The sequence below is a fragment of the Streptomyces caelestis genome (assembly GCF_014205255.1).
Taxonomy (GTDB): domain Bacteria; phylum Actinomycetota; class Actinomycetes; order Streptomycetales; family Streptomycetaceae; genus Streptomyces; species Streptomyces caelestis.
In genome coordinates this window covers 4,940,920-4,953,466 of the sequence record NZ_JACHNE010000001.1, presented here as the reverse complement: position 1 = coordinate 4,953,466, position 12,547 = coordinate 4,940,920, and the positions used below count along the sequence as shown (strand labels likewise).

Genomic DNA, 12,547 nt, shown 5'->3' with positions numbered 1-12,547 from the left:
AGTTACCCCCTTCGCCAGTACGCCCATGGCGAACGTGAGACCGCCTTTTCTGCGTGTCGCCCCCTCCCACTAGGGATGTCTTACCCGGACGGACCGGAAGTCCATGCCGAGCGCCCCCCTTCCCTCCGCTACGGGCGAACAACCTTGCGCCTCCCCGCACCCCCCGCACGCCCTCACTTCGACACTCTGTGCGCTCACATCACCACCCAGCGTAACCCGCACGTCCTTCCGGCTGTTGCACTTGGCATGTTCGGCGCCCCTCGTCCCATCCCGCTCCCCCGTCGGCCGCTCGACGCGAGCTGCCAGGTCCGGCGGTGGTACGAGAACGAACTGGGCTGGCCGACGGTGCCCGGCGATCCACTGCGGCTGGCGGTGGGGGTGCGCTACGACGTCCTGGACGTGCCCGCCGAGGCGGGACACGCGGCCCTGCGGCGCCTGGAGCTGGGCTCGCCGGTTGCCGTGCTCGGTGACCGCATGCGCCTCCTGGTGGCCCCGGGCAGCGCGGAGGAACTGCCCGGGCTGCTGGAGTGGCTGGAGTGGGGGGCGCTACCGCTCGACCTGGCGGCGATCGGGGCCGGGGGTGCCATGGAGGCGCCGCGGCCGCCCGGGATGGGTGTGCCGTCGGGGAGCGGGAGGGGTGGGCTGCTGTCCTGCGAGGCGGGCGGCCTGATGTCGTGCGGGAGGGACGGGCTGCTGCGGTGCGAGGCGAACGCGCCGTTCCGCGAGCCGGACGGCTCGGTGCCGCGCGAGAGCGATGGGCCGCTGTCCTGCCAGACGGACGCGCCGCCGTTCCGCGAGCCGGACGGCTCGGTGCCGCGCGAGAGCGATGGGCCGCTGCGGTGCGAGGCGAGCGCGCCGTCGGCCGACGAGAGGGGCTGGCTGCTGCCTCGTCAGGCGTTCGTGCCGTCGGTCCCGGAGGCGGACCGTGGATCGCCCCCCGCGCCCGGCTCATCCCGTGGCCGGCCGCTTCCCCTGGGGTGGTTCGGTTCCCAGGGGGCCGCTGTGTGGCTGCGGCCCCCCGAGCCGGGGTGCGAGGTCAAGACCTCGCTGCCGACGCTGTCGGCCTTGGGGGGCGGTGGAGACGCCCCCGATCTCGTGCGGCTGGTGAACACGGTGGCCACGCAGTGCCACCGGCTCCGGCTGCGGCGCGTGTGCGCACAGCCGCCGGCCTTGCGTGCGCAGGGTCGGTAGGTGCCGCTGTTCAGCCGTTGGCCTTCTCGTAGGCCTCGCGGATGGTCGCGGGAACACGGCCGCGGTCGTTGACCTCGTAACCGTTCTCCTTCGCCCAGGCGCGGATGGCCGCCGTGTCCTGGCTGCCGCTCGAAGCCGCGCGCGCCTTTCCGCGCCCGCCCGAAGCGCGGCCTCCGGTACGACGACCGCCCTTCACGTAAGGCTCGAGAAGGCCGCGGAGCTTGTCCGCATTGGCGGTGGTGAGATCGATCTCGTACGTCTTGCCGTCCAGCGCGAACGTCACGGTCTCGTCCGCCTCGCCGCCGTCGAGGTCGTCGACAAGAAGGACCTGAACCTTCTGTGCCACCGGATTTCCTTTCATCGATATCTTCAGGGCCGGGGTGTGCGGCGTCCGCCGTATCGCCGTCCCCTGTTATATGCAGTACTGCAGTACCTCGGAAAGCAAACCGCTTTTGCCGGAAAAACACAAACCCTCGGCAGAGACCGACAGCCCCGCCTCCGCCCGGAAACGTGCGCGTTTCGGACATAGGGGCACCCGGGCAGGGCGGCGGTGCGGAATATGTCTTGACGAACCGGCCGGGCGGTCTTGCGACCGACTTGCGACTGGCTTGTGTGTCCGCCCCGGCGATCACAGATGCAGAAGCATCCGGCTGTTGCCCAAGGTGTTCGGTTTCACTCGTTCGAGACCGAGGAACTCCGCGACACCCTCGTCATAGGAACGCAGCAGCTCCGCGTAGACATCGGTGTCGACAGGCGTCTCGCCGATCTCCACGAAGCCGTGCTTGCTGAAGAAGTCCACTTCGAAGGTCAGACAGAAAACGCGGCGAACGCCGAGCCAGCGGGCGGTGTGCAGCAACTTCTCCAGCAACTGGTGTCCGACGCCCGCGCCCTTCAGGCCGGGCTTCACGGCGAGAGTGCGTACTTCCGCGAGGTCTTCCCACATCACGTGCAGGGCACCGCAGCCGACGACCTCGGCGTTGTCGTCCCGTTCCGCGACCCAGAACTCCTGGATGTCCTCGTAAAGCGTCACCGTTGCTTTGTCGAGCAGGATGCCGCTGCGGACGTAGGCGTCAAGAAGGCGGCGCACCACCGGGACATCGCTGGTACGGGCCCGTCGGACGGTGATGGCTTTTGCGGGGGCTTCGGGGCTCTTCGCGGACATGACGGGACGCTATCGTCCGCCGGGGTCCTGAGCAGAGGCGGGGTTCTCCGGAGGTTCAGCCGGTTCCGTTCGTTGCGTCGGCTCGGCCAGTTCCGACGGTCCGGTCGGTTTCTGGGTTTCCGGGCCCTGGACGATGCGTACGGCATCGCGGAGAGTCTCTCGCTGTTCCTCGCTCATCATGCCGAAGAAGGCGACGAGAGCCGCGGCGGGGTTGTCGCTCTGCGACCAGGCCTCGTTCATCAGGGAGGCCGCGTAGGCGGCGCGCGTGGAGACCGCCTCATATCGATAGGCGCGGCCTTCCGCCTCGCGGCGCACCCAACCCTTCTGATGGAGATTGTCCAAAACGGTCATCACGGTGGTGTACGCGATGGACCGCTCCTTCTGAAGATCTTCCAGGACTTCTCGAACGGTCACCGGGCGGTTCCACTTCCACACCCGCGACATGACCGCGTCTTCGAGTTCTCCCAATGGGCGAGGCACAGCTCAGAACAATAGTGGGAGATCTCGACAATCGCGTGCCGGACGTGCGCTTCACCGACGAACGGGAGCAAAAAGGGCGTACGACTCGAAAGTACGAGCCTCGCCGGGGGCGGGCCGCACTGAGTCGTACGCCGTCAGAGCGCTGCGCCGGGGAGGGCGGCAGCGGTCGGGTCAGGCTTGGGCCTTCGGGGGCGTCGCGGAGGGCTGGGGGGCGCCCTCCACGCGCGCGAGGGCGGCGTCGACGGCCGCGTCCTCCTTGGCCTTGTTGGCGCCGCCCTGTGTCTTCACGATCACCCGGATCACGCCGATGAAGAAGACGGCCATGACGACCGGGGGCAGGAGCGCGGAGACGTAGTCCATGGATCCAGAGTAGCCACGTCAGCCCGCGGCGAGCTGCTGGGGGTTCGGCGGGGGTGGCGGGGTGGGCTTGCGGCGCGGGAAGACCTCGCCCGGGGTGGGGATCGGGCGGGTGGGTTTCGGGGTGCCCGGGGTTGGCTTGGGGGCGGGTTTCGGGGCCGCCGGCTTTCGTGCGGGCTTCTTATCCGGGTCTTTCTCGGGCTGCTTCTCCGGGGTGTCCTCGGCGGTGCGGGAGAGGCCTCCGGGGAGGGGCAGGAGATGGAGGCGGGTGCGGGCGCGGGAGGCGGGGACGGTGGGGGTGACGGGCGCGGCCGGATGAGCAGTCGGGTAAGCGGCGGGGTGAGCCGTCGGCGTGGGGCAGTGCGAACGGGTGCATGCGGGCTGCTGCCCGGTGAGCAGGTGGCAGCGGTCCAGGAGGGCGGCGGCGGTGGGGTTGCCGCGCAGGGCGCGGAGGGCGGCGAGGTCGTCGGGGTGGGGGCGGTATCCGGCGCCCAGTGCCTCGTCCAGGAGCGTGAGGTAACCGGCGGCGGTGCCGGGGAGGGCGGCGCGGTACCGGCCGAGGTCGGCCACGAGGAAGGCACGCAGCCTGGCTCCCTCCCGCATCGCCTCGTCGAGTGACTCTGCGAGGCGGAGACAGTCCTGGACGTCGTCGGCCGAGGCGGAGGTGGGGTGGAGGGCGAGGGCGAGAGCGCGGCGGAGCACACGCAGCTCCTCCACGCCGAACGCCATGCCGCCGCGGGATCCGTATGGCGTGGGCATGCGGCGACGATACGCGCTAATCAGACAAATTCTGCATAGCGGATGGGTGTGGCGCGGGGGACCACCCAGGTGGGCGGGGGTGCGCGCCGCGTGCGCCCACCCCGGGTGCGGGTGGGGCGACGAGGTGGTCCCTCTCAGCTGCCCTGGCTGCGGGCAGTCGTGCCGCTTGGGCGGCACCCGTCCCAAGGAGGCGGGACCCCGCTCCGCCGGGCGGCGGTCCCACCCGGCCCGGCACCGGCGCCGAGCACCTCGGAACGCCGTGTCGCACCACGCCCGGCGCCAACGCCGCGCACCGGCTCACATACGGGACACGTTCCGCTCGTACACCAGCCGCAACCCGATCAGCGTCAGCCACGGCTCGTGTTCGTCGATGACCGACGACTCGCCCAGGACCATCGGTGCGAGACCACCCGTCGCGATGACGGTGACATCGTCCGGGTCCTCGGACAGCTCGCGGGCCACGCGGGTGACGACCCCGTCGACCTGACCGGCGAATCCGTAGATGATGCCCGACTGCATCGCCTCGACCGTGTTCTTGCCGATGACGCTGCGGGGCTGGGTCACCTCGATCTTGCGGAGCTGGGCGCCGCGGACGCCGAGGGCCTCGACGGAGATCTCGATGCCGGGGGCGATGACCCCGCCGACGTACTCGCCGCGCGCGCTGACCGCGTCGAACGTCGTCGCCGTGCCGAAGTCGACGACGATCGCGGGGCCGCCGTAGAGCTCGACCGCCGCGACCGCGTTGATGATGCGGTCCGCGCCGACCTCCTTGGGGTGGTCCATGAGGATCGGGACGCCCGTCTTGACGCCCGGTTCGACGAGGACCGCCGGGACGTCGCCGTAGTAGCGGCGCGTCACCTCGCGGAGCTCGTGCAGGACCGAGGGGACGGTCGCGCAGATGGCGATGCCGTCGATGCCGTCGCCCAGTTCGTCGCCGAGGAGCGGGTGCATGCCCATCAGGCCCTGGAGGAGGACCGCCAGCTCGTCGGCGGTGCGGCGCGCGTCCGTGGAGATGCGCCAGTGTTCGACGATGTCCTCGCCGTCGAACAGGCCCAGCACGGTGTGGGTGTTGCCTACGTCGATCGTCAGCAGCATGGCCCGTACCCGCTCCCTACTCCGCCGGCCGCAGGTCCAGGCCGATGTCCAGGATCGGCGAGGAGTGGGTGAGGGCTCCGACGGCCAGGTAGTCGACGCCGGTGTCCGCGTACGCCTTGGCGTTGTCGAGGGTCAGGCGGCCCGAGGCCTCCAGGGCGGCGCGGCCCTGGACGACGGCCACCGCCTCCTCGCACTCGCCCGGCGTGAAGTTGTCCAGGAGGATCAGGTCGGCGCCGGCGTCCAGGACCTCGCGGAGCTGGGCCAGGGTGTCGACCTCGACCTCGATGGGGACGTCGGGGAAGCGTTCGCGCACCGCCGTGAAGGCCTGGGAGACGCCGCCCGCGGCGACCACGTGGTTGTCCTTGACCAGGGCCGCGTCCGAGAGGGACATGCGGTGGTTGACGCCGCCGCCGCAGCGCACCGCGTACTTCTCGAGGGAGCGCAGGCCGGGCGTCGTCTTGCGAGTGTCGCGGACCTTGGCCTTCGTGCCGTCCAGGACGTCCGCCCACGCGCGCGTGGCCGTCGCGATGCCCGACAGGCGGCACAGGATGTTCAGCGCGCTGCGTTCGGCCGTGAGGAGGTCGCGGGTGCGGGTGGTGACCGAGAGGAGTTTCTGGCCCGCCTCGACCCGGTCGCCGTCCTCCGCGTGGCGTTCGATCGCCAGTTCCTCCTCGCAGACGACCGAGATGACGGCTTCGGCGATCCGGAGGCCCGCCACGACGCCTGACTCGCGCGCGGTGAAGTCGGCCGTGGCCACCGCGTCCTCGGGGATCGTCGCCACCGTCGTCACGTCCACGCCGTGGGCCAGGTCCTCCTGCAGGGCCACGTTGGCGATGTCCTCGACCTCGACGGGGTCGAGACCGGCGTCGGCCAGGAGCTGGGCGAGTGCGGGGTCCAGGCCGCACTCCAGGTACGCCTCGCCATCGGCGCCGCAGGCGCAGCCGTCGCCGCAGCCTCCGGACGAGGCGAGAGGAAGGTCGGGGGTGCTCACGTCGGTCACTGCTCCTGGGGGGCCTGGGGCGGGAGGGTCGTAGGGAAGTGTGTGGTGTCGGTGGTGTGCACGGCCAGCGTGCGGTCGGGGTTCAGGCGTACGACGATGTGGCGGCGCCACGTGGTGTCGTCGCGCTCGGGGCGGTCCTCGCGCCAGTGGCAGCCCCGGGTCTCCTCGCGCATCCGGGCCGCGGTGACCAGGACGCGGGCCACGCACAGCAGGTTGGTGGCCTCCCAGGTGTCGACGCCGGCCTCGGCGGTCTTGCCGTTCTCGGCGAGGGCGTCGCGGGCGTCGGTGTGCAGCTGCTGGAGCTGGTCGGCGGCCTTGGCGAGGGACTCCGCCGAGCGCAGGACACCGGCCCCGGTGGTCATGATCCGCTGGATCGTGAAGCGGGCCTCCGGCGTCTGCAGGGGGTGCTCGGGGATCTCCGGGTGCGGGAGTGGCTGCGGCACGCGCGCGTCGAGGCCGTTCGCCGCGATGTCGGCCGCGATGCGTTCGGCGTAGACCAGGCCTTCGAGGAGGGAGTTGGAGGCCAGGCGGTTGGCACCGTGCACGCCGGTGCAGGCGACCTCTCCGCACGCGTACAGGCCGGGGACGGTCGTACGGCCCCGGGAGTCGGTGCGGACGCCGCCGGAGGCGTAGTGGGCGGCCGGGGCGACGGGAATGGGCTCGGTGACCGGGTCGATGCCGTGGGCGCGGCAGGCGGCGAGGATCGTCGGGAAGCGGTGTTCCCACATGTCGGCGCCGAAGTGCCGGGCGTCGAGGAACATGTGCTCGGCGTCCTGCTCCTGCATGCGGCGCGTGATGCCCTTGGCGACGATGTCGCGCGGGGCGAGTTCGGCCAGTTCGTGCTGCCCCTGCATGAAGCGCACGCCGTCGGCGTCGACCAGGTGGGCGCCCTCGCCGCGGACCGCCTCGGAGACCAGGGGCTGCTGGCCCTCCGCGTCGGAGCCCAGGAAGAGGACCGTCGGGTGGAACTGGACGAACTCCAGGTCGCTCACCTCGGCGCCCGCCCGCAGCGCCAGGGCCACGCCGTCGCCCGTGGAGACGGAGGGGTTGGTCGTCGCCGAGAAGACCTGGCCCATGCCGCCGGTCGCCAGGACCACCGCCGGGGCGTGGACCGCGCCCACGCCGTCGTGCTGGCCCTCACCCATGACGTGCAGGGTGACGCCTGCCGTGCGGCCCTCGGCGTCCGTGAGGAGGTCCAGGACGAGCGCGTTCTCGACCGTGCGCACGCCACGCGCGCGTACCGCCTCGACCAGGGCCCTGGAGATCTCCGCACCGGTGGCGTCGCCGCCGGCGTGGGCGATGCGGCGGCGGTGGTGGCCGCCCTCGCGGGTGAGTTCCAGGCTGCCCTCGGAGGACTCGTCGAACTGGGCGCCGGTCTCGATGAGGCGGCGTACGGCGTCGGGGCCCTCGGTGACGAGGATGCGGACCGCTTCCTCGTCGCACAGGCCCGCGCCCGCGACCAGGGTGTCGTCCAGGTGCTGTTCGGGCGTGTCGCCCTCGCCGAGGGCCGCGGCGATACCGCCCTGGGCCCAGCGGGTGGAGCCGTCGTCCAGGCGGGCCTTGGTGACGACGACAGTGGTGAGGCCGGCCGCCTCGCAGCGCAGGGCGGCGGTGAGGCCGGCGACGCCGGAGCCGACGACGACCACGTCCGCGGAGATGGACCACCCGGGCGCGGGCGCGTGCAGTCGTATGCCTGTGGTGGTCACGAGGCGGCTCCGAGGGTTCCGAAGGTGAGCGGGATGTTGTCGATCAGCCGGGTCGTCCCGACCCGGGCGGCGACGGCGAGGACCGCCTCACCGGTGAAGTCGTCCCCGATCTCGGTGAAGTCGGACGGGTCGACCAGGGCGAGGTAGTCCAGCACGAGCGGCGGGTCGAGGCGGGCGGCCTCGTCGAGGACCTGGCGGGCCGCCGCGCGGACGGCGGACGGGCCGCCCGGGACGGCCGTCGCGACGGCGTGCGCGTCCGCTGCCGCGCGGGACTCCCCTATGGCGCTGAGGGCCTCGGCACGCGCGCGCGTGGCGGGCACTTCGCGGGCTCGGGCGCGCAGCGCCTCCTGCGCGGCGTGCCGGTCCTGGCCCGCGAACAGGGCACTGGACAGCGCGAGGGCGGTGCGCCGCTCCGCGGGCGAGAGGTAGCGGTTGCGGCTGGACAGGGCCAGGCCGTCCTCCTCGCGGACGGTGGGGACGCCGACGACCTCCACGCCGAAGTTCAGGTCCCGCACCATGCGGCGGATCAGGGCGAGCTGCTGGGCGTCCTTCTGGCCGTACAGGGCGACGTCGGGGCGGGTGAGGTGCAGCAGCTTCGCGACGACCGTGAGCATGCCGTCGAAGTGGCCCGGGCGGGAGGCGCCCTCCAGCCGCTCGCCCATGGGGCCCGCGGTGATGCGGACCTGGGGCTCGCCGCCGGGGTAGACCTCGTCGACGGCCGGGGCGAAGACGACGTCCGCGCCCGACTCCCCGGCCAGCTTCACGTCGGCGTCCAGGGTGCGCGGGTAGCGGTCGAGGTCCTCACCCGCGCCGAACTGGAGCGGGTTGACGAAGACGGTGACGGCGACCTCGCCGTCGGGTCCGGCGAGGGCGCGCGCGGTGCGGATCAGCGTGGCGTGGCCCTCGTGCAGCGCGCCCATGGTCATCACCACGGCGCGGCGGCCCGTACGCGCGCGTGCGTGCAGTTCACCGGCGGTGCTGAGCAGGGTGGTGGTCATCGGGCGTCCCCTTCGGTGCCGTCGGTCCCGTCGGCGAGTACCCCGAGGAGGTCCTCGGCGAGCTCCGGCTTCAGCAGTCCGTGGGCCAGGGCCCGGTCGGCGGTCGCGCGGGCCATCGCCAGGTAGCCGGCGACGGCCTGCGGGGCGTGCCGGCGCAGCTCGGTGACGTGCGCGGCGACCGTGCCCGCGTCACCGCGCGCGACCGGGCCGGTGAGGGCCGCGTCGCCGGAGCGCAGGGCGTTGTCCAAGGCCGCGCCGAGCAGCGGGCCGAGCATCCGGTCGGGGGCCGCGACCCCGGCCGTGCGCAGCAGCTCCAGGGACTGGGCGACCAGGGTGACCAGGTGGTTGGCGCCGAGCGCGAGGGCCGCGTGGTACAGCGGCCGGTTCTCCTCGGCGATCCACTCCGGCTCGCCGCCCATCTCGATGACCAGGGCCTCGGCGGCCAGCCGCAGTTCCTCGGGCGCGGTGACTCCGAAGGAGCAGCCGGCCAGCCGCTGGACGTCCACGGGCGTGCCCGTGAAGGTCATCGCGGGGTGCAGGGCGAGCGGCAGGGCGCCCGCGCGCAGGGCCGGGTCGAGCACCCGCGCGCCGTACCGCCCGGAGGTGTGCACGAGCAGCTGTCCCGGTCGTACGGACCCGGTGTCGGCGAGGCCCGTGACCAGTTCGGGCAGGGCGTCGTCCGGAACGGTCAGCAGGACCAGCTCGGACCGCTGGAGGACCTCCGCGGGCGGCATCACCGGCACGTCGGGCAGCAGCTGCGCGGCGCGGCGCCGGGAGACGTCGGAGACCGCGGAGACGGCGACCGGGCGGTGGCCGGCGAGCTGGAGTGACGCGGCCAGTGCGGGTCCCACGCGACCGGCGCCGACGACGCCGACGGTGAGCCGCGCGGGGCGGTCCTTGGGGTCTGGCTGTGGGGTTGTGTTCACTCGACGGCGGCCTTCCCGTTCCAGTCCGCTCCGGGTACCGGACGATTTCTCGTCATGTTAACGCGATCGGTTCGAGGGGCGTTCGGTTGTCCACAGGGTGTGCGTTCCCGTACGGAAAACCGGGTGCCCGCCCGCACACGCGCGCGGCATGATCCGGGCCATGAGTGACGCGGCGGAACAGGACGACCAGGTGACCGGGCGACTGCCGGACGAGGACCGGAGGTCACGGCTCCGTGAGCGGCGGCTGGCCGCCCACCGCGGCGCACGACGGGTGTTCGCGCGCTTCGGTTTCCACAAGACGCTCCGGGAGCGGCTGGCGGAGCTGGACGGGGCGCAGGGTCTGTACGACCTGGACGAGCTGGCCGACGTGTACGGCGACGGCGTCGTCGAGGCGCTGGAGACGAAGGTCGCCGGACTGCTCGGCACCGAGGCCGCCGCGTTCTTCCCGACGGGCACGATGGCCCAGCAGGTGGCGCTGCGCTGCTGGGCGGGCCGCACCGGCGACCCGACCGTCGCGCTGCACGCGCTCAGCCATCCCGAGGTGCACGAGCGGAACGCGTTCAGCGAGGTGAGCGGCCTGCGGCCGGTGCGCGTGACGGGCGAGCCGCGGCTGCCCACCGCCGCCGAGGTGCGCGACTTCGAGGAGCCCTTCGGGGCGCTGATGCTGGAACTGCCCCTGCGGGACGCCGGTTTCGTGCTGCCCTCCTGGGAGGAGCTCACCGAGGTGGTGGCGGCCGCGCGGGAGCGGGACGCGGTGGTGCACTTCGACGGGGCCCGCCTGTGGGAGTCCACGGTCCACTTCGGCCGGTCCCTGGAGGAGATCGCGGGCCTGGCCGACAGCGTCTACGTGTCGTTCTACAAGTCCCTGGAGGCGTTCGGCGGTGCGGCACTGGCCGGGCCCAGGGAGCTGGTGGAGGAGGCGAAGGCCTGGCGGCACCGGTACGGCGGCCAGGTCTTCCAGCAGTTCCCGACGGCCCTGTCGGCGCTGGCCGGGCTGGAGCGGGAGCTGCCCCGGCTGCCGGAGTACGTGGCCCACGCGCGCGTGGTGGCCGCCGCCCTGCGCGAGGGGTTCGCGGCGGCCGGGGTGCCGTGGGCGCGCGTGCACCCGGAGGTGCCGCACACCCACGACTTCCAGGTGTGGCTGCCGTACGACGCCGACGTCCTGTCGGAGGCGGCTGTGCGGACGGCCGAGGAGACGGGCTCCGTCCTGTTCGGCTCCGCCTGGGACCGGGGCGGTCCGGGTCTGGCCGTCACGGAGGTGCATGTGCGGGCCGCCGGGCTGCAGTGGACCGCCGAGGACGTCAAGAGCGCGGTGGCGGAGTTCGTGGCCCGGCTGCCGGAGGAGGTCAGGTAGGGCGCCGCCGCCACCGGTTCAGGGCGTCCCGGAACCGATGGCGGGCCGGGCGGCCCGCCAGGACCGCCCGGAACCGCCGTTCGTCGCGCCCTTCCCGTACGACCTGCCAGTCGTGCGTGCCGGGTGCCGGCGGGGCGGGCTCGCCGAGCTGCCGGGCGCGGTAGGTGTCGAGGAGGTACTGCTGCGTGACGCTCATGGGGAATCGCCTCTGCGGGACGGGGTGATGGAGGTCCGAAGGCTCCGCGGTTGCCCCGGTGGTCCCACAGTGCGCCCGTGCCGGGGGCGGCGTCGCGTCGATTGACGAGGCCCGTCAATCGGCGGCGGCGTTGTCAGTGGCGGGGTGCACCATGAGGGCATGAGCGTGCACATCGACATCACGGGGCTGCGGCCGATGGGGGCGCCCCCTGCTCGAGCGGAGCCGAGAGCTTGGGGGAGGGTCGCCGTCGTGCCCTCGCCCCTGGCCGAGCTGGGCATGGCGCTGCACGCGCTGTCCGAGCCGGGACACCACCCCGGCCTCCAGGGCTGGGTGACGGGCGTGACCGCCCGGCTCGACCCACATCTGGCCGACCGGATGTGCGAGGCCGACTTCCTGTGGCGGACGACGTTCTCGGACCTGTTCCTGCCGTACGCCGGCGTTCCGGGCGGGAGCACACTGCCGTGCGCCACCCTCGCCGAGGAACTGGACCTGCTCGACAAGCTGACGGACGAGCAGTTCGTGGACGCGGCGCTGGAGTTCACCTGCGCCGTCGGGTACGGCTCGTGCGGGCCCACCGCGCTGTCCGATCCCGAGCTGCGCCGCCGCTCCCTGGACCTGGCCGCCGCGCGGGGGCCGCAGCAGCTGCGGTTCAGCGAGCGGCTGCTGGCCGACCCGCCCCGGATCCGGGCCTGGCTGCGGCAGTTCCTCCAGGACTGCGACGAGGCGTTCTTCGCGGAGACGTGGTCCCGGCTGCGTCACCAGCTCGCGGCGGACGCCCGCCACAAGACGGACCTCCTCAGACACCGGGGCCTGGCCGAGGCGCTCGCCGCGGTGTCCCCGGCGGTGACGCTCGACGAGGCCGCCGCCGACATCACGGTCGACAAGCTGGGCGACGGCCGTACGGCCACAGGCGACGGCGGCCTGCTGCTCGTCCCGACAAGCCTGGGCTGGCCGCACCTGATGGTCCTGTACCGGTACGGCTGGCAGCCGGTGCTGCACTACCCGGTGGGCTCCCCCGAGCTTTCCGCCCCGCCCGCGCTGGAGCAGCTGGCCCTGCGCATGACCGCGCTGTCCCACCCCGTGCGGATGCGTATGTGCCGCCATCTGGCCCGCAGCGCGTACACCACCGGCGAGCTGGCGCAGGTGCACGGCATGACGGCCCCGGAGATATCCCGGCATCTGGCCGTGCTGAAGAAGGCGGGTCTGGTCAGCACCCGTCGCCGCGGGCGCTACGTCCTGCACCAGCTGGACGTGACGGTGGTGGCCCGGCTGGGCAGCGAGTTCCTGGAGGGGATCCTCAGATAGCGGCCCCCTGGCGGACGG

The 12,547-nt window shown here is 72.8% G+C and carries 14 protein-coding genes; 3 read left to right on the top strand and 11 right to left on the bottom strand.

Annotated elements, in window-relative coordinates:
- The first annotated feature begins 246 nt into the window (after positions 1–246).
- On the top strand, positions 247–1,191 hold the full coding sequence (locus tag HDA41_RS22675; protein ID WP_184986607.1) for an SCO3374 family protein: 945 nt from the start codon (positions 247–249) through the stop codon (positions 1,189–1,191).
- A gap of 10 nt (positions 1,192–1,201) precedes the next feature.
- On the opposite strand, the gene HDA41_RS22670 is transcribed toward HDA41_RS22675, so the two are convergent.
- The 10 genes from HDA41_RS22670 to HDA41_RS22625 all read right to left on the bottom strand — a co-directional run bounded on the left by HDA41_RS22670 (position 1,202) and on the right by HDA41_RS22625 (position 9,674).
- Positions 1,202–1,537 (bottom strand): histone-like nucleoid-structuring protein Lsr2, encoded by a 336-nt coding sequence (locus HDA41_RS22670; RefSeq protein ID WP_010048839.1) that lies wholly within the window; start codon positions 1,535–1,537, stop codon positions 1,202–1,204.
- A gap of 282 nt (positions 1,538–1,819) precedes the next feature.
- Positions 1,820–2,353, bottom strand: a complete 534-nt coding sequence (locus tag HDA41_RS22665; protein WP_184986605.1) for an amino-acid N-acetyltransferase — start codon at positions 2,351–2,353, stop codon at positions 1,820–1,822.
- 9 nt (positions 2,354–2,362) lie between these two features.
- Positions 2,363–2,797 (bottom strand): BlaI/MecI/CopY family transcriptional regulator, encoded by a 435-nt coding sequence (locus tag HDA41_RS22660; RefSeq protein WP_221512441.1) that lies wholly within the window; start codon positions 2,795–2,797, stop codon positions 2,363–2,365.
- 207 nt (positions 2,798–3,004) lie between these two features.
- The gene (locus HDA41_RS22655; protein WP_184986601.1) at positions 3,005–3,193 is read right to left on the bottom strand and encodes a hypothetical protein; all 189 of its coding nucleotides are present in this window, start codon (positions 3,191–3,193) and stop codon (positions 3,005–3,007) included.
- A gap of 18 nt (positions 3,194–3,211) precedes the next feature.
- A complete protein-coding gene (locus HDA41_RS22650; protein WP_184993650.1) occupies positions 3,212–3,919 on the bottom strand; it encodes a hypothetical protein in 708 nt (235 codons plus the stop codon).
- Positions 3,920–4,246: 327 nt separating this feature from the next.
- Positions 4,247–5,044: a type III pantothenate kinase gene (locus HDA41_RS22645; protein WP_184986599.1), complete on the bottom strand. Its 798-nt coding sequence runs from the start codon at positions 5,042–5,044 to the stop codon at positions 4,247–4,249.
- Between the two features lie 16 nt (positions 5,045–5,060).
- The gene (gene nadC / locus HDA41_RS22640) at positions 5,061–6,035 is read right to left on the bottom strand and encodes a carboxylating nicotinate-nucleotide diphosphorylase (RefSeq protein ID WP_184986597.1); all 975 of its coding nucleotides are present in this window, start codon (positions 6,033–6,035) and stop codon (positions 5,061–5,063) included.
- A gap of 5 nt (positions 6,036–6,040) precedes the next feature.
- Positions 6,041–7,750: an L-aspartate oxidase gene (locus tag HDA41_RS22635; RefSeq protein ID WP_184986595.1), complete on the bottom strand. Its 1,710-nt coding sequence runs from the start codon at positions 7,748–7,750 to the stop codon at positions 6,041–6,043.
- Positions 7,747–8,748, bottom strand: coding sequence for a pantoate--beta-alanine ligase (gene panC / locus HDA41_RS22630; protein WP_184986593.1), 1,002 nt, complete (start codon positions 8,746–8,748; stop codon positions 7,747–7,749). The genes HDA41_RS22635 and panC overlap by 4 nt, the downstream gene beginning before the upstream one ends.
- Positions 8,745–9,674, bottom strand: coding sequence for a Rossmann-like and DUF2520 domain-containing protein (locus HDA41_RS22625; RefSeq protein WP_184986591.1), 930 nt, complete (start codon positions 9,672–9,674; stop codon positions 8,745–8,747). The genes panC and HDA41_RS22625 overlap by 4 nt, the downstream gene beginning before the upstream one ends.
- 160 nt (positions 9,675–9,834) lie before the next feature.
- Between HDA41_RS22625 and HDA41_RS22620 the strand changes: the two genes are divergently transcribed.
- Positions 9,835–11,028 (top strand): threonine aldolase family protein, encoded by a 1,194-nt coding sequence (locus HDA41_RS22620; RefSeq protein ID WP_230299452.1) that lies wholly within the window; start codon positions 9,835–9,837, stop codon positions 11,026–11,028.
- Here HDA41_RS22620 and HDA41_RS22615 read toward each other — a convergent pair.
- Positions 11,021–11,224, bottom strand: coding sequence for a hypothetical protein (locus HDA41_RS22615; RefSeq protein ID WP_184986587.1), 204 nt, complete (start codon positions 11,222–11,224; stop codon positions 11,021–11,023). The two genes, HDA41_RS22620 and HDA41_RS22615, sit on opposite strands and share 8 nt — an antisense overlap.
- Before the next feature lie 159 nt (positions 11,225–11,383).
- On the opposite strand from HDA41_RS22615, the gene HDA41_RS22610 reads away from it, so the two are divergent.
- Positions 11,384–12,529 (top strand): DUF5937 family protein, encoded by a 1,146-nt coding sequence (locus HDA41_RS22610; RefSeq protein WP_184986585.1) that lies wholly within the window; start codon positions 11,384–11,386, stop codon positions 12,527–12,529.
- Positions 12,530–12,547 lie beyond the last annotated feature (18 nt).